Annotated in this window: 10 protein-coding genes; 9 read left to right on the top strand and 1 reads right to left on the bottom strand. The window is 45.6% G+C overall.

Annotation, left to right across the window (positions count from 1 at the left end; translation table 11 throughout):
- Positions 1-40: 40 nt before the first annotated feature.
- Positions 41-520: a hypothetical protein gene (locus tag ACFPYJ_RS06265; RefSeq protein ID WP_379187209.1), complete on the bottom strand. Its 480-nt coding sequence runs from the start codon at positions 518-520 to the stop codon at positions 41-43.
- Between the two features lie 387 nt (positions 521-907).
- Here ACFPYJ_RS06265 and fabD point away from each other — a divergent pair, with 387 nt between their 5' ends.
- From fabD to ACFPYJ_RS06220, 9 genes are all read left to right on the top strand, one after another.
- Positions 908-2,161: an ACP S-malonyltransferase gene (gene fabD, locus ACFPYJ_RS06260; RefSeq protein WP_379187208.1), complete on the top strand. Its 1,254-nt coding sequence runs from the start codon at positions 908-910 to the stop codon at positions 2,159-2,161.
- A complete protein-coding gene (locus ACFPYJ_RS06255) occupies positions 2,146-5,715 on the top strand; it encodes a thioester reductase domain-containing protein (protein WP_379187207.1) in 3,570 nt (1,189 codons plus the stop codon). The genes fabD and ACFPYJ_RS06255 overlap by 16 nt, the downstream gene beginning before the upstream one ends.
- Before the next feature lie 31 nt (positions 5,716-5,746).
- On the top strand, positions 5,747-7,105 hold the full coding sequence (locus ACFPYJ_RS06250) for an FAD-binding oxidoreductase (RefSeq protein ID WP_379187206.1): 1,359 nt from the start codon (positions 5,747-5,749) through the stop codon (positions 7,103-7,105).
- A 36-nt stretch (positions 7,106-7,141) separates the two neighbouring features.
- Entirely contained in the window at positions 7,142-8,266 is a 1,125-nt protein-coding gene (gene hppD / locus ACFPYJ_RS06245; RefSeq protein ID WP_379187205.1) for a 4-hydroxyphenylpyruvate dioxygenase, read from the top strand.
- Between the two features lie 18 nt (positions 8,267-8,284).
- Entirely contained in the window at positions 8,285-9,466 is a 1,182-nt protein-coding gene (locus ACFPYJ_RS06240; protein ID WP_379187204.1) for an aminotransferase-like domain-containing protein, read from the top strand.
- A 45-nt stretch (positions 9,467-9,511) separates the two neighbouring features.
- Positions 9,512-10,219 carry a thioesterase II family protein gene (locus tag ACFPYJ_RS06235; protein WP_379187203.1) on the top strand — a complete coding sequence of 236 codons (708 nt, stop codon included), beginning with the start codon at positions 9,512-9,514 and terminating at the stop codon, positions 10,217-10,219.
- Positions 10,220-10,241: 22 nt separating this feature from the next.
- Complete coding sequence (locus tag ACFPYJ_RS06230; protein WP_379187202.1) at positions 10,242-12,677, top strand: non-ribosomal peptide synthetase; 2,436 nt, start codon at positions 10,242-10,244, stop codon at positions 12,675-12,677.
- Between the two features lie 13 nt (positions 12,678-12,690).
- Positions 12,691-22,818 carry a non-ribosomal peptide synthetase gene (locus ACFPYJ_RS06225; RefSeq protein ID WP_379187200.1) on the top strand — a complete coding sequence of 3,376 codons (10,128 nt, stop codon included), beginning with the start codon at positions 12,691-12,693 and terminating at the stop codon, positions 22,816-22,818.
- Between the two features lie 157 nt (positions 22,819-22,975).
- Entirely contained in the window at positions 22,976-24,244 is a 1,269-nt protein-coding gene (locus ACFPYJ_RS06220) for an MFS transporter (protein ID WP_379187199.1), read from the top strand.
- Positions 24,245-24,265: the final 21 nt, after the last annotated feature.

The following is a 24,265-nucleotide window of genomic DNA, read 5'->3' as shown; positions in this document are numbered from 1 at the left end:
CTAGAGGGAAGAGCGGTCAAACGCCTTCCCTCTATTTCATTTATCTCGCAAGGATCGTATTCGTATATCGCTCACCTTGTTCATATACACCATTATGACTCACCCAGTGAACGGTGCGTGCTCTGTAGTAATAGCCTGTGGTGATCCCAAATATCGCATATCCGCTCATGATTATTTTTTTTGATGCACTAACTGAGGTTGAACCAATTTGCACCCACTCAGAGCCAGTCCACTTCTCCAGATAAATATTAACCCCGATCGATGCAACGGTTTGTTTTGCAATCGTAGATACATCTATTTCTGCAGTTTCATTGCCTTTGTCGAGCGTATTGCTATCCCCTTGATCCAAGTATTTGAATGCAGGATCGAAAAAACCCAGAATGGATATTTCCGCAGGGGGAGGGGATGTTTTTGCAACCGGTTTTGAGCTTGCAGCTTGCAGACTTGGCGGTGTTGAAATCGTGGTAATAGAAATAAGTAAGGTGAAAATCAAGAAAATCGATTTGGACACTTGTTTCATGAGGGCACCCTTTCAATGATCGGTATTTTTGCTTCCTTAATAGTAAACAGCAATTACCTTGAATGAGTTGCAAAATTATAATCATTTAAATTTTTTAAGCGTCTTTTCGTCATTTTTTTTAATTTTTTGCAACCAACCCCCTTATGTGATGGTTTACATCTATAGAACCTAAAAAAAACCATCATTTGCCATCGCTTACACCTGCCCAATTGTACTCGGAACAACTTAACAAACCAACCCAATTTCGCTCTTAATTAAATTCAGAATATTATGTCTTTTTAAGCTGCCTTTTTTGATTTAGAAAACATTCTGTAAATGACGAATTCGAGGGGGTGTTTTTACACAGAAAATAGGACCCGAAAAATAATTCTAAAGGAGGCCATATCATTGATAGCTCTATTATTTCCTGGTCAAGGTTCCCAGTACATAGGAATGGGTAAGAGTCTTGCCGACGAATTTCCTGTGGCTAGGAGAACTTTTGAAGAAGCGGATGAAGTGCTGAAGATCAAGCTATCTTCCATATGTTTTGAGGACGAGTTGTCCAAATTAACAAGAACGGAGTACACGCAGCCTGCTTTATTGACAGCAAGTGTAGCCGCATATCGTGTTTATATGGATGAGATTGGGCTTAAACCGGACTATGCTGCCGGGCATAGTTTGGGGGAATTCTCTGCTTTAACCTGCAGTGGAGCGATTTCGTTCGCTGATACTTTGCAAATTGTGCGTCATCGCGGGATATTGATGCAAGAAGCGGATACAAACGGTCTTGGCGTAATGACAGCAATTGGCCAGGCGGATCGTAAACGGGCTCAGGAATTGTGTGTGCAAATCTCAACCCAGGACAAGCCGGTTGTCATTGGATGTTACAACGCACCGGAACAATTCGTGCTTTCAGGTCATCAAGAGGCGGTTAATAAAGTCGCTGAATGGTTAGAGTCCGAGGGGGCGACGGCCAATCCCTTGAAAGTGAGTTCATCTTTCCACAGCCCCATGATGCAGCCTGCTGCTGATCAATTTAACCAGATACTATCTTCTTATAGCCTTGGCCGGGGAGACTGCACCGTGATCTCTAATGTGACTGCTCTTCCGCATGACTCGGATCATCTGATGGAACGCTTGACCCGGCAAATGACAGAGCCGGTTCGATGGCAGGAATCGATCGAGTATCTACGGCTTCAAAATGTCAAGATAGCCATTGAGCTCGGACCGAAGCAAGTGCTGCAAAACTTAATGAAAAAAAATGCAGAATCCATCATAACCGTGTCTTTAGGAGAGGAAAGCGATATTCCAAAGGTAAAGGGAGTGTTCAATCGGGAGAATACAGAACCTTCTTTTATCGGAAAGTGCCTGGCGATCGCAGTAGCGACAAAAAATCGCAATTGGGATAACGATGCTTATAGGAAAGGTGTAATTGAACCTTATCAAAAGGTGAAGCAGCTAGCCATGCAATTGGATCAAACCAAGCAAGCACCGACCAGAGAGCAGCTGGCAGGCGCTCTATTAATGCTGCGTTCTGTTTTTGAAACAAAAAGAGTACCGCACGACGAGCAGCAAAAACGGCTGAAACAACTGCTCCGTATGCCGGTTGCAAATGAGTTTATGCTGCCTGAACAGGGGGATTTCACATGGCCAAGCTTCTGAACTTTGATAAGCAGGGCAACAGCAGCAAAATGGGATCATCCACAACAATCATTAATGAAGGATCAACAAAAGAAATTGCGATTATCGGTATGGCCATGCATTATCCCAAAGCGGCAAATCAGAATGAGTTTTGGAGTAATTTGGTTCATGAAATGGACTGTTCAGGTGATTTTCCAGAAGAGCGCAGAGGAGACATCGAAGCCTACTTACGCTTTAAAAACACTTTGAATGATGAGGTCAAGTATTTTCGGGGATCGTATTTGGAACAAATCGATGAATTTGATTATTCATTTTTTGGGATCACTCCGAAAGAAGCCGATCTGATGGATCCTAACCAGCGGTTGTTCTTGCAAACGGTTTGGAAAGCCATAGAAGACGCTGGCTATGGCGGTAAAAAACTGGTCGGATCAAAAACAGGCGTGATTGTGAGCAGTGAAGGCGCCAAGCCGTTAAGTTATCAAACGATCATCCAGGATGTAGAGCCGGAATCGACTTATCTGGCGTATCCGGGCAATTCGGGGCCAATGACAGCAAGCCGTATTTCTTATTTATTAGATCTGCATGGACCCGCGATGTTGATCGATACGTCTTGTTCTTCTTCACTTAGTGCGGTTAATATTGCGGTCCAAATGCTTCGTAATGGTCAGATGGATCAGGCGATAGTTGGCGCTGTTAAGATTAATATGCTTCCGATCGATATTGGGTCCCGCGTGGGTATGGAATCATCCGACGGCCGGACGCGAACCTTTGCGGATAACTCAGATGGAACCGCAGTGGGTGAAGGCTCAGCAGCTTTGATCTTAAAGCCGCTTGGCAAAGCGATGCGGGATCATGATCACATTTATGCGGTGATTAAAGGAAGTGCATCCAATAACGATGGACGCGCGGTGAGCATAACGGCTCCTAATCCCATCACACAAGAAGCCGTTATTGTAGAAGCTTGGAAAGATGCAGGTATCAATCCAGAACACATCTCTTACATGGAAGCGCATGGGACAGCAACCCGGTTGGGTGATCCAATCGAGATTTCGGGAATCACGAATGCATTTAAGCGTTACACCGACAAGAAACAATTTTGTGCAGTCGGATCCGTTAAATCTAACTATGCCCACACGTACAGCTTGGCTGGCATAACAGGGGTTATAAAAGCAGCATTAAGTTTGCAGCATAGGCAAATTCCTGCCAGCTTACATTTCCATAAACCTAACCCAAATATTTCGTTTGAAGAATCACCTCTTTATATCAATGATCAATTGGCAGATTGGGAAACGGATGGAAAGACCCGCCTTTGCGGAGTAAGTTCTTTTGGGATGAGTGGAACCAACTGTCACATTGTGCTGGAAGAGGCTCCGAAAGTGAAAGAGGAGCAGGCCGTACCAACGGGTCCGCATTTATTTACGCTCTCTGCCAAAACAGAAACAGCCTTACACCGGCTGCTGGATGACTATGTACGTGATCTTACCCGGAAACAGAGTGAACAGGTCAATCTAAGGGATATCTGTTATACAGCGGGCACAGGCAGAGCGCATTATCCGCATCGTATTGCCATAGTTGTCAATGATATACGGGATCTTCAATGTAAATTAATGAGATTGGCTCAGCATGGCTGGGAAGAAACTGAAAAAAACGTGTATTACCAGCATGCAACGCAGTCATTTGAAAGTGTACAAGCAAGTCAGTATGTGGAACAAGTTCTTGGAACCGGAACTGGAAAAGAGAGCCTGCTTATCAAGGTGGCAGACTTATACGTAAAAGGAGCCGACATCGATTGGGACAAGCTATATCGTAAGGAATCCGCATATAAAGTGTCGCTGCCAGCTTATTCATTTGATCGCGTTCGATGCTGGATTGAGATCCCTGAAACATCCGCAATCCATGCAGCAAATCCGGAGCTGCTGCAAACCCTTCGGGAGGTGGCAGCTTACTTAGAAGAACTTAGCCTTGATCGCCTTGACGGAGCAACCAGCGCGAAGGCTGAGAAGTGGTTAGATACATTTAAGAAGTTTCTGCCGAGTGAATCTGAACCACCATCGCAGTCGATCGAACTGACTGGCAGAGAAGATAACAACTACAGTAAAAAGGAGCTTGATGTCGCCGTTGTTTGGCAAAAGATCTTAGGTTTGAAAGTGGTGAATATCCATGAAGATTTCTTTGATCTGGGAGGAGACTCCTTTGTAGCGATACAATTTGTCTCGAAGCTCCATGACAACTATCAAGTGGCTCTAGGTGACCTGTTCACCTATCGGACAATCTACCAACTTGCTAAGCACATCAAAGAGCAATCGGATAGCCCTGAAGTGAAGCTGGAGAAATTAAAGAAGAGTTCGCAGTCCCCATCTGCGGTTTCTGCAGAAATGCAGCGGTTTATTCAAGAAGAAACCCATAAATATGAGGCGCGATATAAGGAAATGGAACGTCTGGATCTTGCTCAGGTTCACCATTATTCCCATATTTTCTTGACAGGTGCAACCGGCTATTTAGGCATACACTTGTTAAACGATTTGCTTAAAGGGACCAACAGTCATCTCTATGTCCTTGTCCGAGGGAAGACGCAAGCAGAAGCTGAGGCGCGGTTAACAGATAAATGGAAATATTATTTTGGATTTCATCCATTTGATCGGGATCGAGTCACTCTTGTAAATGGGAATTTGGTACATGACAGGTTCGGTTTGGCAGATGAAGCATATCATTCACTCGCCCGAACGGTAGATTGCATCATCCACTCTGCAGCGACAGTGAAGCATTTTGGCGATTACTCCGAATTTGAAGAGATCAATGTAATGGGTACGAAGAGGTTGATCCAATTTGCGCATGAACAACAGCCAAAAGATATCAATTTTATTTCGACTACAGCTGTTTCCAAAGGAAATATACAAGATCGCAAAATGGTTGTGTTTACTGAATACGATCATGATATCGGCCAAGAAGTAGGTCATCCCTATGGCGAAAGTAAATTAGAAGCAGAAAAACTGATCGTGGAAGCAAGAAATCAAGGATTAAACTGCAATATTTTCAGAGTTGGCAATATTATGGGTCATTCCATAACGGGTAAATTCCAAGAAAACATCGAAGACAACGGTTTGTATTCCATTATCCGATCGATGATCAAAATGAATATTTTCCCTGACAGCAGTCAAGGTGAAATTGATTTTACCTATATCGACTATGTCAGCCGCAGTATATGCCTGCTATTTAACCGGGAACAGTTAAGCAATGAAACCTATCATCTGATGAACATGGAGAAAACCAGCTTCCATGAACTGGGAGAAGCAGCAAAAGCATCCGGTTTACCTGTGAAAATGGCTCCTTATGGCGAATTTATCGACTTTATGAGTGATCACTATGCAGATGAACATTTTGGTCCTTATATTCACCATTTATTGCTTCATTTTGGTTTCTTTGAGGAACTGGAAGAGAAAGAGCGTACACAATCTGTTATGCTCTCCGATAAAACAGAGTGGGTATTGAAGCAATTTGGACTGGTATGGAGAAAACCAAACCAAGAGCAATTGAAAAAAATACTAGATCATTGTATAGAGGTTCAATTCATCTAACGGATCGTAACGGGAGGAGAATCGGTAAGCGTTGTTGGAAAATCTGATTCAAATCATACGCGACCCTGAACGAATAAGCACGAGTGCGGCTGTACGTCAGCAGCACAGCCAGGATCTTACTTCTTACCATGCGCAGCATTTGCCTGATGTGGTTATCTTCCCGAAGGATAAAGAAGAATTAAGAGAGATTGTCGCTTATGCCAATCGGATCAGGTGTCCCATCGTGCCTTTTGGACTAGGAACAAGTGTAGAAGGACAAGTAGTTCCCATCCAAGGAGGGATAAGCTTAGATTTCACCCATATGAGCCGAATCTTGGAGATTAGGCAAGATGATTTTGCTGTACGGGTAGAACCGGGTGTGACGCGGCTGCAGCTGAATCAAGAGCTGAAGAAATACGGGCTCTTCTTTCCCATTGATCCGGGGGTAGATGCAACACTCGGGGGAATGGCGGCAACCAATGCCAGCGGCTGCAGTGCAGTACGTTATGGGATGACGAGGGAGCAAATACTAGGAATGGAAGCCGTCTTGGCGGATGGCTCGTTCATACACACGGGAAGTTTGGCCAAGAAATCTTCAGCAGGTTATAACTTAACCGGGCTGCTGGCGGGATCCGAAGGAACGCTAGCTGTATTCACAGAGCTTACATTGCGCGTATATGCGCTGCCGGAGACATTTCTTTATGCGAAGGTAGTTTTTCCTGATTTGCATAAGGTTTGCAAGGCTGCGAATCGAATGCTGTACCGCTCGATACAACCCAGTAAGCTTGAGTTAGTAGATGAATATACGATCCAGGCGATCAATGCATACAAACAGACGGCATATGTGGAAAAACCGACCTTATTTTTAGAGTTAAGCGGATGGAACAGCACTGTAACTGCTGAATGGGAACGGGTCCATGAAATCATCCGGGATGAGGGAGCTGTTGAATGGGATCATACGTTTGATGAGGCATTCGGCGAACAATTGTGGGATTCCAGACGACATGCGGCTCTTGCCATAGCGGCAGCTGCGCCAAAGAAGAAATTAATGACGACGGATGTATGTGTGCCCCTATCCGTTTTGCCGGAAGCCGTACTCTATGCCAGAGAAGTCATGCAAATCGAAGGCCTGCAGGGCGCTATTCTTGGACATATTGGCGATGGCAATTATCATGCGGTTTTTCCGATTGATCCATCTCTTGCGGAGGAAGCGGCCAAAGCAGACAAAATAAATGAGTTGATCGTCCGCTTCGCACTGGAGCGAGGGGGAACCTGTACGGGAGAACACGGCGTTGGACTTGGAAAGAGACAGTATCTAGCCGAAGAGCATGGCGATGCTGTCCTGTGGATGAAAAGAATAAAAGAAGTCTTTGATCCGAACCATATTTTAAATCCGGGGAAGATCTTTTGAAGGGATCAGTTCGATATTACGGAGGAGGAGAAAAAGATGAGCAATGCAAAAATAGAGATGAAAACGGAGCAGTTTGTTAGTGATGTGTTTCCGATCGAGGATATAGATTATGTGGAAATTTTGGTAGGCAATGCAAGACAAGCTGTCTTCTATTACAGCAAGCTGTTCGGTTTTCGAATCGCTGCGTATAAAGGTCTGGAAACAGGTCACCGTGATGTGTGTTCCTATTTATTACAGCAAGGCGAGATCAATCTTATACTTACCTCCACCTATGAACCCGAGCATCCAATCGCGAAGTTTGTTCATACCCACGGGGATGGCGTGAAGGATATTGCCTTCCGGGTCAAAGAGATCGAGAAGCTCTATCAAACTGCGATTGACAATGGCGGCATTCCGCTTGAGCCGCCGCAGATAATCGAAGATGAGTACGGCAAGGTGAAAATTGCACGGATTGGCGCTTATGGGGAAATGGTTCATACGTTAGTTGAGCGTACGGAATATGCAGGCTTATTTTTACCTGACTATAAAGAAGTCAATCAGAGCGTTTCTTCCTATGATACTTGCTTAACCCGTTTTGATCATCTTGCCATTAATGTCGAAAGCATGGACGAATGGGCGAAGTATTATGCAAAGGTATTTGGTTTCCATTTATTAAATTCATTTGATAAAGATGATATAAGCTCCGATACTTCTTCATTGATGACCAAAGCGATGCAGAATGATACGGAACGAGTGAAATTTCCGATCGTTGAGCCTGCTCCAGGTAAAAAGAAGTCCCAGGTGCGCGAGTTTCTTGACTATAACCGGGGGGAAGGGGTAGGCCATATCGCGCTTGAAACAGACGATATTATCAAGTCTGTGGAGAACTTAGAGAAGAACGGACTGAAATTCCTCTATACCCCTGATGCTTATTATACATTGCTGCCTGAACGTGTTGGCGAGATCGATGAATCCGTCGACAGGTTGAACCGGCTTAATATTTTGGTTGACCGGGATGAAGAAGGGTATCTCCTGCAGATCTTTGCACAGCCGATGGAAGATCGTCCGACGCTCTTCTTTGAAGTCATTCAACGAAAAGGATCGCGCGGTTTCGGAAACGGGAATATTCGTGCCTTATTTGAAGCGATAGAGCGTGAGCAATTAAAAAGAGGGAATTTATAGAGACAGGGAGAGATTCGCGTGGCACAGCGGTTAGCAGCTTGGACGCAGCACACGAAGCGTTCTGCATTACAAGATATGCTTGAGTTAACAAGTGGTCCGGAGTATATCTCTTTTGGCCTCGGATTACCCAATGCCGAGTGTTTTCCGGCGAAACAACTGGCCGTATCGGCCAATGAAGTGCTGCTTCGGCAATCGGATCCTCTTCAGTACGCGCCTCCCGCGGAGCAGTTGAAACGGCAAATTCAATTATTGATGCGTAAGCGTGGCGTCGAGTGCAGCACTTCACAAATCTTTCTCACTGCCGGGGCTCAGCAAGGGATCAATTTATTGGTACGTCTTTTGCTTGATCCTGGCAAGGCGGTGTTAGCCGAAGAAGTGACCTATACCGGTTTTCTGCAAGTGCTGGAGCCTTTCCAGCCGCGGATGATGACTGTGTCAACCGATCCGGCAACGGGGATTGATGTGGAGCAGGTAGAACAGGTATTGCAAACCGAAGAGCGTCCGGCTTGCATGTACGTGATCCCGAGCGGTCATAATCCACTCAGCTATACGCTGAGTAGAGAAAAGCGGCAAAAGCTGGCTCAATTGGCCGCGGAATATGAAGTGCCTATTATCGAGGATGATCCCTATGGTTTCTTGGCTTATGAGGATATTGAGATTCCAGCAATCAAGTCCTTTCAGTCTGATTGGGTATTTTATGTGGGATCATTTTCTAAGATACTTGCGCCTGGCTTGAGACTGGGATGGATCATAGCAAATGAAGAGATCATCGAGAAGCTGTCTATTGTTAAGGAAGCAACGGATATTAATACCGCAACGCTGACACAGCAGATTGCCGCTAACTTCCTTCAAAAAGACGAGTTTGCCAATCATCTTCATCATTTGCGTCAGGAATACCGTTCGCGCAGAAATGGCATGTTAGATCAATTAGAAGCGCAGCTGGGAGAGGCTGGATCATGGACAATTCCTTCGAGCGGACTGTTTATTTGGGTTCGTTTCCCTGAATCTATCAACACAATGGAACTATTTAGAGAATCGATTACAACGGAGAAAGTAACCTTTTTCCCTGGCAGTGTATTTGCCGTGAATCCAAGCCGAATGGCTTCTTCATCGATCCGTTTGAATTTTTCATTTAACAACCATGACAAGATTGAAGAAGGGATTACCCGATTGTCCCGATTGGTGAAAAGACATCTCTAGATCATAGGATCAGCAGTTCGGTCTAAAATTAGGAAGTGATTGAGCATGGAACGGAAAATAAGGCTGTACTGCTTTCCTTTTGCCGGGGGAACAGCGCAAATCTATCACAGTTGGTCTGCCTATGTGAATCCAGCGATAGAACTAGTTCCGATTGAGTTGTCGGGACGAGGGAGACGGTTCCCTCAGCCGTTATTTACTAATCTCGCAGATATCGTAGAAGATGTATGGTCAATGCTTCAGCCTGAGATCGATCAGAAGCCTTATATGTTGTTTGGTCATAGTATGGGGAGTTTGATTGCCTATGAACTTGCAAAAAAGTTCATGCAGCGAGGAAATCAAAGTCCGCTGCATATTTTTTTCTCAGGGAGATCCAGTCCGAACCAGCCGTCGAAAACAAAGCGATCCGAGCTGCCTGACGAGGAGCTGAAGAAAGAGATTTTCCAATTTGGCGGTACTCCGAAGGAGCTGCTGGATGATCCCGGATTTATCCGTATGTTTCTGCCGATCATCCGGGCGGATATGGAAGCGGTAGAAACCTATCCGGCCGAAGCGGAGATTACCCCTTTACCTTGTGAAATTTCAATATTCAATGGAAAACAGGATCATTTGGTTACCCATCTGGAAGAGTGGAATCGATATACAACCAAAGAAATCGAATATCAATTCTTTGATGGCGGTCACTTTTATCTTCTCGACCATGCAAAAGAAATTATGGAAGCAGTAAATCAAAAAGCGCTTGAATCCTTACTATGAAAACCGATCGGAGGAGGGAAATATGATCACGAAATGCCAACATCAATCCATTCGTTTCTCAAGCCAGCTTGTTGAAAATCTGATTTCGTTCAGCCATAAAGAACAAACCGGGATTCAAGCTGCTTTCTTGGCGGCTTGGGCCGGCTTATGGTACCGCTATACGGGACTGGAACAGATCGTTATTGGAATCGAGATGGAAGGAAGCCGTGACAAGATGACTCCGCTGTCTATTGATTATTCAGAAATGAATTCTTTTAGCGGCCAAGTTAAAGCGGTTCATACGTTGTTACAAACGGGCATGAGTGAACCAAATGTTCTCCATGCCGGATTTATTGTGCGGGATACTGCCGACTCTGCGTTTACTGGTTCTACTGGTAGTTCTCTAAGCAATCTGCGAGAAGAAAAAATAGTTACGCTGGAAATTGTGCGGACGGGGACGGAATGGACAGGGTCGCTGCTCTATGATGAAGATTATGTTGAAGAAACAGCGATTACACGTATGTCAGGCCATTTGCAGCAGCTGCTCGAAGGCTGTATGAATCAACCGCAAGTCCCTTTCGACCAAATTCCGCTGCTTACTGAGCAAGAATATGAGCAGATCCTGTTTGAATGGAATCGCTTAAGCACAAAACCGGCGAAAAATCCATCTATTCCCTATTGGTTTGAAGCACAAGTGAAGCGGACTCCGGATGCAGTGGCTGCCGTTTACGGTAAAGAGAGGCTCACTTATGCTGAACTGGATCAACGCGCGAACCAGGTAGCCAATTATTTATTGCACAAAGGGATTGGTTCTGAGGCCTTGATTGGTGTTCATTTAGAACGAACGATTGACATGTTGGCCGCAATCTTAGGGATATTGAAGGCTGGAGGGGCTTATGTCCCATTGGACCCTACGTATGCGACGGAGCGGCTCTCCTATATCTTGGAAGATGCGAAAGCTCCAGTATTATTAACACAAGAATCATTGGCGGCATCGTTTGTGGAGCATGAAATAGACGTTGTTTACATGGATCGGGATCGGGATGCCATTATGGAGGCAGGCAGTCATACGCCAAGTACTTCGGCTCCGATTAAAGGAGATCATTTGGCATACGTCACTTATACCTCTGGCTCTACCGGAAAACCGAAAGGCGTTGCTGTAGAGCATGGCAGCGTCATTGCTTTGATTCAATGGGCCCTGGAAGTATATACGGCAGAGGAGATCGCTGGTGTATTAGGCTCAACCTCGATTAATTTTGACCTGTCTGTTTTTGAAATGTTTGTCACCTGGAGTATGGGCGGAAAGTTGATTTTGGCTGAGAATGCTCTGCAGCTCCCTCATCTGCCGGCAGCCAGCGAGGTAACCTTAATCAATACCGTGCCATCGGCGATCAGAGAATTGGTCAGAATGAAGGGAATCCCTGCTGCAGTGCGTACGGTGAATCTATGTGGTGAACCGTTAAAGCGTGAGCTTGTTGAACAAATCTATGAAGTAGAAACGGTTGAGAAGATAATCAATTTATATGGGCCTTCAGAAGATACAACGTATTCTACATACTGCAATGTAGTTCGTGGGCCTGATCTTCCCGTATCTATCGGCCGTCCCATTCACAACACACAAGCTTACGTATTGGATAAACACCTGCATCCTGTTCCGGTCGGAGTGCCCGGAGAGCTGTATTTGGGTGGAGCCGGTCTAGCACGCGGGTATTTGAATCAAGAAGAACTTACGAAAGAAAAGTTTATTCCTAATCTATTTAGTGACCAGCCCAATGAACGATTATATCGCACAGGAGACTTGGTTCGGTATGCGGCGGACGGCAGCCTGGAGTACTTAAGCCGGATGGATCACCAAATCAAAATACGGGGATTTCGGGTTGAGCTGGGGGATATCGAATCGACTTTAATGAAACATCCTGATGTGCATGAAGCAGTGGTTGTTGCCAGGGAATTCAGCGCTGCTGATTTACGGTTAGCCGCCTACTTTACGACTAAGATGGATGTCTCAGAGTATGCTCAATTGGCACAAGATTTAAGGATCTATTTACAGCAAAAACTGCCTGAATATATGGTTCCATCCCTGTTCATACCGCTGGAACAAATTCCATTGACTGCCAACGGGAAAATTGATCGGAAAGCTCTGCCGCAGCCGCAGCTCATTCAAGGCTCTCATGCCGCTCCACGAAATGAAATTGAAGAGAGACTGGTTGCGATTTGGTGTGACGTTTTACAGCTGGAATCTGTAGGGGTGGATAATCATTTCTTGGATGTAGGCGGTCAATCGATATTAGCGGCACAAATCCTGGTGAGGATGCGTGCGGAGTTTCAAACCGATTTGACGCAGAAAAAGATATTTGAAGCAACAACGATTGCCAAGCAGGCGCAGGTCATAGAAGAAGCCCAGAAGCAGGAAATGATAAAACCGGCTTCTAATGTCATCGTTCCCCGAAAACGGGTCGCACGTCAACTTCAAGGATAAGGAGCAGCAAACAATGAGCGAACAAAACCAGCATGAGAAACAGCAGGATTTAACCGATCCTGAACAATATTATGTGTTTCCGGCATCGTATGCCCAGCAAAGCCAATGGTTTTTCCGTGAAATGGCTCCTGAGAGTCCCTTATACAACCTGCCTTATCTGATTCGGATGCAAGGTGCTTTGGATAACCATGCTCTTGAAAAAAGTTTGCAGGCCGTTGTCAACCGGCATGAATCGCTTCGAACCTCATTTCGTATGGAGCAGAATCAACTGGTTCAAGTCATTGCTCTTGAGCGGTCGATTTCTCTGCCGGTGTCCCTCATCGATCTTTCATCCGGCATCGATCAAGAAAGCTGGATTGAGGCCTCGGCTATGGCAGAATCCAGTCGATTATTTGATTTGCAAAACGATCTTTTGCTCCGTGCACGCCTCCTGGAAGTATCGGAGGATGAGCATTTTCTAGTCATTACCGTGCATCATAGCATTACGGATGGCTGGTCGATGGCTATTTTGATAAAAGAATGGCTGGAGCTGTACCGCCATTTTGTTAATGATCAACCGAGCAGCCTATCTGAATCATCGATTCAATATGCAGATTTTACCGAGTGGCAAAGAGAAAGAGTTGAATCAGGTGAATTAGCGGATCAGATTGCGTATTGGAAGCGGCAGCTGCAGGGCAGCCCGGCAGTCCTGCAGCTGCCGACAGATAAACCCCGTCCAATCGTGCAAGCTTACAAGGGAGCTTCTTATTCCTTCTCTATTGGTCAGGAGCTGACAGAGGCTGTATCAAGATTCAGCAGAGATGAAGGCGTTACGTTATTTATGACTTTACTCGCGGCGTATCAAACGCTGCTGTATCGTTATTCGGGACAGGATGATCTTGTGGTTGGGACGCCGATAGCGGGCCGCAATCAAGCCGGGATGGAAGATTTGATTGGTTTCGTGGCGAATACGTTAGCGCTGCGGAGCCGAATTGGAGAAGGCTGGTCATTTAGGCAATTGGTAGATCAAATTCGTCATGTCACGTTAGATGCATACGATCATCAGGATGTTCCGTTTGACAAAGTGGTCGATGAATTGCAGATTGAGCGGAGTGCGGTAATTTCGCCCCTATTTCAAGTGATGTTTGTCCTGCAAAATACGCCTGCTGCGGCATGGGAATTACCAGGTATGATCTGTACGCCGCTTTCACTTCCCAGCCAGAGCGCGAAGTTTGATTTAACATTGACACTAGTAGAAGAGGCGAATGGTTTCGCATGCTCTATTGAATACAATACCGATCTCTATCAGGAAGAAACGATTCAGCGCATGGCCCTTCATTTCGAACGATTGCTTCAGCATGGAATAGAAGCACCGGATCAATCGCTTACTCGTTTACAGATGGTCACGGCGGAAGATATAGCACGGTTAGACGCCCGAATGAAACAACATACGCGTTATTTTGATACGGAACAGGCCATTCACCAATTATTTGAACGACAAGCTGCCCGCATGCCTCATGCAGCTGCTGTTGTCTTTGAGGAGAAACAATATACATACCAGGAACTGAATGATAGAGCGAATCAATTGGCTCATGAGCTGGTACAGCGGGGGATACGCGCAAATTCGCTTGTGGGGATTTGTATGGAACGTTCTCTGGATCTGATTGTTGCGATTATAGGCATCTTAAAAGTAGGAGGGGCGTACGTTCCGCTTGACCCGAAGATTCCATCTGACCGTTTGCAATTTATCCTGGAGGATTCACAAATTAAAGTGCTGTTGACCCAGAGTGAAGTAAGCCAAAGCTTGCCGCCGCTGTCCGTGACACAGATACAGCTTGATACGGATTGGCGCAATATCAGCCAGCATAGCAAGCGTGATCTGGAGCTGCCGGTGTCTGCACGCCAATTCGCCTATGTCATCTATACTTCAGGGACAACAGGTACGCCCAAGGGCGTAGTAGTAGACCATGGAAATGTGACGCGTTTGTTTGCCGCTACGGAAGACTGGTATGGTTTTACGGAACATGATGTGTGGACGCTTTATCATTCCTACGCCTTTGATTTTTCAGTGTGGGAGATTTGGGGAGCTTTGCTGTACGGTGGAAAATTAGTTGTAGTTCCTTTCTGGATCAGTCGTTCACCGGAAGATTTCTATCAGTTGCTTCAGCAGGAACAAGTAACCGTGTTGAACCAAACGCCATCTGCTTTCCGGCAATTAATTGAAGCAGCCAAATCAAATCCGCCCGGCCGGAGGCTGCCATTACGCTATGTCATCTTCGGCGGTGAAGCACTGGAGCTGCAAAGTTTGCGCCCTTGGCTCCAGTTGTATGGCGATCAAACACCGCAGCTGGTCAATATGTACGGGATCACGGAAACCACGGTTCATGTTACCTATCGCCGTATTACCTCAGCGGATCTTGAAAAGGGACAAGGGAATAGTATCGGCATCCCGATTCCTGATTTATACGTTTACGTATTGGATCGCCATTTACAGCCCGTACCAGCGGGTGTAGTAGGAGAAATGTATGTAGGCGGAGCAGGCGTCACTCCCGGGTACTTACTGCGGCCTGAATTAACAGCAGAACGGTTTATTACGAGTGAAGCCGGTGAACGATTGTATAAGACCGGAGATTTGGCCCGTTATTTGCCGGACGGTGAGCTTGAATACCATGGACGAATAGATCAACAAGTGAAAATCCGCGGTTTCCGCATCGAGCTTGGAGAAATTGAGTCCATCCTGGTTCAATACCCGGGCATTCGTGAGGCAGTTGCTGCAGTGAAGGAAGATCAACAGGCCGGAAAACGAATTGTTGCTTATGTGGCAGCAGAACAGCCTGGATCGCCTATACTGACGGATGGACTGCGCAGTTATTTACATGAGCGATTGCCAGATTATATGATACCTGCGGCATTTGTTGAAGTAGGTGCAATCCCGCTCAACCATAACGGAAAGGTAGATTATCCTGCTTTACCGGCACCTGAATATAAGGATGGCCCAAGAATTTATGCTGCTCCCCGCACGGATATCGAAAAGAAATTAGCTTCGATCTGGGAGCAGGTGCTGCAAGTTCAGCCGATTGGAGTCGAAGATAATTTCTTTGAAGCAGGCGGAGACTCCATTTTAAGTATCCGAATTTTGAATGAAGCACGGAAGCTTGGTTATCCATTAACGGTGCAGGATCTATTTCGTTTCCAGACCATTAGCGAATTAGCTCATCATGTAATGGGAAATTCAAATGGTATGGAAGATAACCAGCCTGTAACTGCACCATTCCAGCTGATCACGGACGAAGATCGTACCCGGTTGCCTTCGGGGATTATTGATGCCTATCCATTGACCAAACTTCAAGAGGGGATGCTGTTTCACAGCAGTTACCATCAAGATTCAATGACGTATCTCAATGTTTCTTCGTATCACCTAAAGGCTCCCTATCATCCACAGGCATGGGAGCAGGCAATTGCCAGTTTAATGAACGATCATCCGGTATTACGGACTTCGTTTGATTTGACCAGCTATACCCAGCCTTTGCAGCTGGTATATGAAAATGTGGAAATTCCGTTTGAAGTCGTTGATCTGCGCCACCTGTCGTCACCGCAGCAAGAAGAATGGTTGGCTGACTGGAAGGAACAGAAAGAAACGGCTTATTTCAACTGGACAGAAGCTCCATTGTTCAAAATCGTTATCCATCTTCGCACGGCGGAGACCTTTCAGTTTACCTGCATGGAACATCATGCGATTCTAGATGGATGGAGCGTGGCATCTTTATTCGCCGAGGTATTCCGCCTTTATGTTACTTTCGTGAATCACAATGAGAAAGATTGGCAAGCACCACAAGCTGAATTCCGTGATTATGTTGCGATGGAGAGAGCAGCCCTGCAGTCAGAGGAGCACCAACGTTTCTGGAAAGAGCAATTATCAGCATCCCCATTCCATGAGATTCCGCGTTGGCATAATTCTAAAACGGAACAGCAGCACCTGATACGTGAAAAGAGAGTTGAGATTCCGTCAGCTGTATCTGCTTCGGTGAAACAGCTTGCCAGCCAGATGAAAGTGCCATTGAAAAGCGTATTGCTCGCTGCCCATTTCCGTGTGCTGCAGATGGCGAGTGGACAGCCTGTGGTCATTACAGGTGTGCCGTTTAATGGACGCTCGGAAGGTCATGATGGCGAAAGAACGCTGGGGCTTTTCCTCAATGCGCTGCCGTTTGGAGTTACACTGTCCGGTGGAACTTGGACGGATTTGATCCATCAAATATTTGATCAAGAACAATCTTTCTTAACTTATCGCCGTTATCCGCTCGCACAAATTCAGCAGGATTTTGGCGGCATCCCCTTATACGAAGTGATTTTTAACTTTACACATTTTCATATTCTGGATTCATTGCAGGAATTGGATCAATTCCGTGTACTGGAGTTTAGAGAGAGAACCTATAACAGCTTTGCGCTGTCAACGGAGTTTAGCGTAGATCAATCAGATCATCTGCAATTATTATTACAATGGGATCAAACACAGTTCTGCGAAGAACAAATATCTTTGCTCGCCGGTTATTATAAGAAGGCATTAGAGTCCATCATCCAAGATCCGATGGCAGTGTATGAAGAACAGGACTTATTGACGGAAGCGGAAAGAAATCAGATCATCACTATATTTAACCAGCAGGAGTCAGAAAGCGAGCTGGCTGCATTGCGGTCCAAGACCATTCATCACTGGTTTGAGGAGCAAGCGGCCAAAACTCCTGGTCAAATCGCAGTTGTTTATGAAGAGAAACAGCTGACTTACCAAGAGCTGAATGAAGAAGCAAATCGATTGGCTCATTTGCTGCGTGAAAAAGGGGTTGTACGGGAATCCATTGTAGGCATTATGGTGGAACGCTCCACCCAGATGGCTGTTGGAACGCTGGCCATTCTAAAGGCGGGGGGGACTTACCTGCCTATCGATCCCGAGTATCCCGAAGAGCGGATTGAATTTTTACTTGAGGACAGCCAGGCATCCTTGCTGTTATCCAAACCTGAATGGATCGATCGTCTCCATTTCACAGGTGAAGTTATCGATTTGTGCCGTCCTTCAGGAGAGGCAATGAATCCGCATACGCATAATTTGGCCGAGGTGAATGATCCGTCCGATTTGGCCTATATCATTTATACATCCGGTTCAACAGGAAAACCAAAAGGTGTGATGATCGAGCACCGCAACGTGATTCGGCTGGTCATCAATCAGGAATTTATTGACTTTTCGCCAGGTTACCGCTTGCTGATGACAGGCAATTTTGCCTTTGATATCTCCACATTAGAAATTTGGGGTCCGTTATTAAACGGGTTATCGCTATATTTGCTGGATAAAGAGAAATTGCTTGATCCTGACAAGTTTGAGCGCGAGCTAGCGGATAATCAAATTGATATCGTTCATCTGGTATCCCCTTTGTTTAGTCAATTGTCACAAGCAAATCCAGAGATGTTCTCCACGGTACAGACGTTATTGGTGGGCGGGGATGTTGTATCCACAAATCATGTGAATGTGGTGAGAAAACATTGTCCGAAGCTCAAGGTGATCCATTCTTATGGACCAACGGAAAATACGACGTTTTCGACAACCTATTATGTAAATCGCGATTTTGATGCTGCTCTTCCTATCGGTAAGCCGCTGCGGCACTCCACCGCTTATGTCGTTGATCCAGGGGCAGAAATGCTGCGTCCGGTTGGAGTACCCGGTGAACTGTGGGTTGGAGGGGAAGGTGTCGCCAGAGGATACTTCAATCAGCCTGAATTGACGAATGAGAAGTTTACCCGCAGCCCGTTCCAGACAGGTGAAAAAATATATAAAACAGGTGATCAAGTTAGATGGCTCCCTGATGGTACCCTTGAGTTTCTTGGACGGATCGATCAGCAGGTAAAAATCCGCGGTTATCGTGTGGAAGTTAGTGAGATCGAGTACAACTTATTGCAGCTTGAGACTGTAAAAGAAGCCGTAGTCATCGCTAGAGAAGATCAACATGATAAATATTTGGTTGGCTATGTAATTGGCTCGGAGCCATTAACGGTGTCTGATCTGCGTGAGCATCTCGCTGAGTCATTGCCTGACTTTATGATTCCGAGCTATTTTATACAGCTTGAACATATCCCGCTGACAGCACATGGCAAGGTAGACCGCAAGCAATTACCGGCACCGCAGGCCGGGGGTTATCTGGAACAGGAGCTGATTGCGCCGCGCAATGAGTGGGAGATCAAACTAGCCATGGTATGGCAAGACGTACTCAGTCTGGAGCGTATTAGTGTTCGGGAATCGTTCTTTGCATTGGGCGGTCACTCATTGAAAGCAACCATTCTTGTCAGTAAATTGCGCAAAGAATTACAAGTGGAAGTGGAGATCAAAGATATCTTCACCTATCAAACTGTGGAGAAGCTGGCTCAGTTTGTGATGCAGGCGGAAAAGCGGCAGCACCAGCCCATTCCGGTAGTTGCGCAACAAGAGTACTACCCGGCATCCTCTGCACAGAGACGAATGTTTACCTTGGAGAAAATAGTAGATAACAAACTGCTGTATAACATACCTATTGCCGTTCGGATTATGGGATATTTGGATCAGAAACGATTCCAAGAAAGCTGGCAAACGCTCTTAGAGCGACACGAATCGCTGCGCACCAGCTTTGAGCTGGTTAAAGGCGAAGTGATGCAGAAGGTTCATCCGCCTGTTCTACTCACAGTCGATTTCATTCGAGTATCACAAGAATCCGAAGATGAATGGGTGCAGCAGTTGGTCAGTCAATCATTTGACTTGAAACAGGCTCCGCTCTTCCAGGCAACCGTTCTGGAACGCACGAGCAAGGATTTTATCCTTGTCATAAATATGCATCATATTATCTCGGATGAAGCCTCGATCGGAGTCATCCTTCGTGAGCTCATGGATTTATATGAAGGCCGGGCTTTAACGGAGCAGCACATACAATACAAAGATTATGCAGCCTGGCACAATGAGCTGCTTCAATCAGAAATGATGAAACAGCAAGAAACCTATTGGGTGAACCAGTTTACAGGAGAGATTCCAGTTCTCCAATTGCCGGCAGATTTCAAGCGCCCTGCCGTCAAACAATACGATGGGGATTCCGTATCGCTTACAGCAGATGCTTCTGTAATTACCGGTTTAAGGCAGCTAGCCTCAAATACGGGCACGACGAACTATATGATCCTATTAGCAGCATTTAATGTGCTGCTGGCCAAATATTGCGGGCAAGATGATGTGATCATTGGCACACCGATCGCCGGACGGACACATGCAGATGCTGAGAATGTGGTTGGAATGTTCATCAATACGTTGGCTATTCGTACGAATCCTAGCGGCGATAAGACCTTTTTACAATATGTAGAAGAGGTGAAGGCTAAAGCATTAGCGGCGTATGGTCATCAAGATTACCCGTTCGAATACTTGGTTGATCAATTAAAAGTGAAACGGGATCCCGGCAGAAATCCGTTATTTGATGTCATGTTTTCGATGGAATACCCGGATATTCCGCAAAGCAGTACCGGTGAAATCAGGTTTGAGCCTTATGAGACAACTTATCCGCTCGCTAAGTTTGATCTTAGTCTATATGCGCAGGAAACCGATGAACAGCTCCGGTTTACTTTCCAATATTCAACAGGGTTGTTTACACAAGAAACGATGGAACGGATGGCTGCACATTACCGGCTCATTCTTCAATCTATCACCGCTCAGCCGGAGAAAAGTTTGGCGAATATCGAAATGGTAACCGAAATAGAGAAACAACAGATCCTCTTCGACTTCAATGAAACCGAGGCTGTGATTCCGGCTGACCGGACCATTCATCAGTTATTTGAAGAACAAGTGCGCAGAACGCCGGATAAGCTTGCTGTTGTTCATCGTGAAGTCAGCTTAACCTATCTTCAAGTGAACGAAAGGGCCAATCAGCTGGCTTGGCAGCTTCATCAACAGGGTGTTGCTACCTCGACAATCGTGGGATTGATGGTAGAGAGATCGGTTGAAGTGGTTATTGGGATTCTAGCCATCTTAAAGGCCGGCGGGGCTTATGTCCCTGTGGATCCGGAGCTGCCATCGGAACGTGTCAGCTATTTATTAGACAACAGCGGCGCACAAGTGTTGATTACGCAAAGCAGCTTGATCGATCAAATCGAATACCAAGGTAAGATTGTAGATATCCATGATCATTCACTGACCAAACAGCCAGCGACGAATCCGGAGAGTGGGAATCGCCCGGACGATTTGATGTATGTCATCTATACATCCGGTAGTACGGGGAAGCCAAAAGGGGTGATGGTGGATCACCGGAGTATGGTCAACTATGCTTCGTGGTTTACGGAGACGGCGAATGTAACTGCTGATGACCGTACGATGCTGCTTTCCTCTTACGCATTTGACCTTGGCTATACCAGTTTGTATCCATCTCTATTAAATGGATGTGTCATTCATATCGCCGATAAAGAATGGGTACAGAATCCAGAGGCGTTATTAGCCTATATGGGTGAACATCAAATTAGTTTTATCAAAGGGACACCTTCGCTATTTCGCATGATGCTGCATGCATCTCCCGATCATTGGCGTAAAGCATGTGAAGCCTTGCGATTAGTGGTTCTAGGCGGTGAACCGATGCATGCGGAGGAAATGAGAGGCTTCCTCCAAACGTATTCGCATGTTCAGGTACTCAATCATTATGGGCCGACAGAAACCTGTGTCGGTGCGGTTGCTGGGTTTGTAGATCCGGAGCAATTAGCGGATCGAAGCAGTGTACCCGTTGGAAAACCGATCAGCAATCATAAAGTCTACGTCTTAGATTCGCAGCTTCACCCAGTACCAGTCGGGGTGCCTGGCGAATTGTTTATCTCAGGAGCAGGGCTGGCAAGAGGTTATCTCCATCGTCCAGATCTGACTGAAGAGAGATTCTTACCCAATCCTTTCGTGGATGGAGAGCGAATCTATCGTACCGGAGATATCGTACGGTTACTGCCGGACCGGAGAATCGAATTCCTTGGCCGTGCTGATCATCAGGTGAAAATTCGAGGTTATCGGGTAGAGCTGGAAGAAATCGAAAGTCATTTGCTTCTCCACCCGTCGATTCGTCAAGCAGCGGTCATCTGCAAGGATGGTCAATCACTGATTGCCTATATCGTCTCAGAGGAAGAGCTTACACCAACCGCGCTGCGGGATTATTTGGCAAAGAAAGTACCCGGCTATATGATTCCAGCGCAATTTGCGGTATTGGATCAGATTCCGCTTACACAAAACGGGAAAGTCGACCGGCGCGCCTTGCCTGAAATCGAAGGAATCATCAACTTGGAAGCGGAGCATACCGCGCCGTTAGATCAAGTCGAACAAGATTTAATTCAGATCTGGGAGCAGGTGCTCGGAATTAAGGGTGTGGGAACGAATTATAACTTCTTTGATATCGGCGGTAACTCCATGTCATTGATTCAGGTGCATAGCCTCATTGAGCCCCTGTATGCCAGCGTGACGGTGACCAATTTGTTTGCTTACCCATCGATTTCACAGTTAGCGGCTTATATCCGGCAAACCACATTCCAAGATCAAAACCCGGTTATTCAAGCCATTCCATATCCTGAAGAATACTTTGCTGTGGACGCCGGATTATCTAATGGCACATTGAATTTCACCATTGAGGGTGAAAGGTTTGCATCCTTACAAGAGATTGCCGAGAACATGCAGGTTAATCAATCGGAGTTAATGCTGGCATTGTTCCTCTATCTGCAAGCGGAGCTGACTGAACAGGATCAAATAACGATCCCAACAATTGCAGGCTGGAACGACAACATCAATTTAGTAACCATCGAGCTTAGTCAAATTGAGCAGATTTCAGACCTGTTCCATATCGTGCAAGCACAGTTAAAAGAATCGGAATCCCCGAATTATCCATTCATTGATCTAGCGTTTATGAAGACAGCGAAGACTGAAAATGGATTGATCCCTGGATTTATGCGCAGAAATGCATCTATATCAGAAATGAGATTCGCAGAGAAATGTGATCTGCTTCTAGTGCTTCACGAGCATCCCATGCATCTGTATGTGGAGTGTATGTACAATGCCCGTTTAAACAAAGCAAAAATACTGGAAATGATGCAGCAGTATGTACAAATTGTCCAATCTTTGGTGGAGCAGCTTGAACCGAGTAAAGGATGAGGGAAAAGTAATTCCGTAACTTGATGTAGTTGATAAATATATATGCACACGACAAGGACGAAGACAGTTCTTCATGGAGCTTACGGCAGATCGGCAGAAGTGAAGAACTTGTCCTGGTCTCTTCGTTGCTGCGGCGGAAGGGGAAGATGACAACAAGATGAATTTCTCCTTATTTAGACAACGCAGTTTTGCGTTATTAATTTTCTCGGAAGCGACATCTTTATTTGGTACCTACTTTTTGAATGCCGCGCTCGCGCTTTATGTGTTGAAACTAACAGGATCACCGGAGAAATTTGCGTCTATTTTAGCGCTGGGGATGGTTCCCTATCTCATCGTTGGTCCAATTGCCGGCGTATTGGCGGATCGATTCAACAAGAAAAAATGGATGATTCTGCTGGATGTTTTACGGGGTATGCTTTGTATTAGTTTATTTGTCTTTAGCTGGACGGAGACGATCAGCCTGCCTTTTATCTATTTCACGGTCTTATTTATCTCTACTTGTGAAATCTGTTATGGTCCTGTATTCATATCTCTGCTGCCCAGTATTGTCAAAGAAGAAGAGCTTGTTTCTGCCAATTCATTTGAAAAAACGATTAACGAAACCATGAAAATAATGGCCCCTTTTCTTGGAACCCTCGTATACAGCTTGGTAGGAATAGGACCTGTTTTGTTGGTTAACGGATTTACCTTTATGATCTCCGCCCTGGCAATCTTCTTTATGGCACTCCCAAAAGTGGATAGTGTAATAGCCCGGCAGCTCCATCTATTTAAGGATATGTGGGACGGGTTTAAAGTTTTCTTCATAGACAAACGAATCACTTCGATCGTTTCTAATGCATTTTTAACTCACTTTTTTATGTATCCGTTTATCTTATTGGGCTTTCCTTATATCATTGTAACGGTATTAGGCGGTAAGGGAACAGATTATGGAATTGTTGAAAGCATTTCCACCATTGGGTCGATCTTGGCTATTTTTACTGTGCCTCCTATGAAGAAATTTGGAGTAGCCAACAATATTGGAATCGGTATCCTGGGTATGTGTGTGCCTGTTATCCCGTTATTGTTCTTAGGTCATCCGGATTTCATCCAGCTATTAAAGGATAATGAGTATTATCCTGTGCTATTTTTTGGTCTGATTAGTTTCCTGCTTTTCCTGGCATTCAGCTTTTATTTGGTGTTTTTTGCTTCCTTTTATCAAACAGTGGTACCAAGAGAACTATTTGGCCGATATGGCGCCGGAATGATGGTGTTAAACGGGCTGGGGAGATTGTGTGGATTTCTGATTTTTGGTTATTTATTCAGCTTAGATTCATTACTGTATGCTGTTATATTCTTCGGGATCGGCATGACTCTGAAAATTGTGGTACATATCCCGTTTATGAGTATGACCAAGAAGTTAGAGCAGCAGCAGAAGCAGGTGGTATAAAGGAAAGGGGGGACTTTCGTT

The organism is Paenibacillus solisilvae (assembly GCF_042656405.1).
GTDB lineage: Bacteria > Bacillota > Bacilli > Paenibacillales > Paenibacillaceae > Paenibacillus_Z > Paenibacillus_Z solisilvae.
The sequence above is the reverse complement of the archived record's forward strand: the minus strand, read 5'-3'. Positions and strand labels throughout refer to the sequence as shown.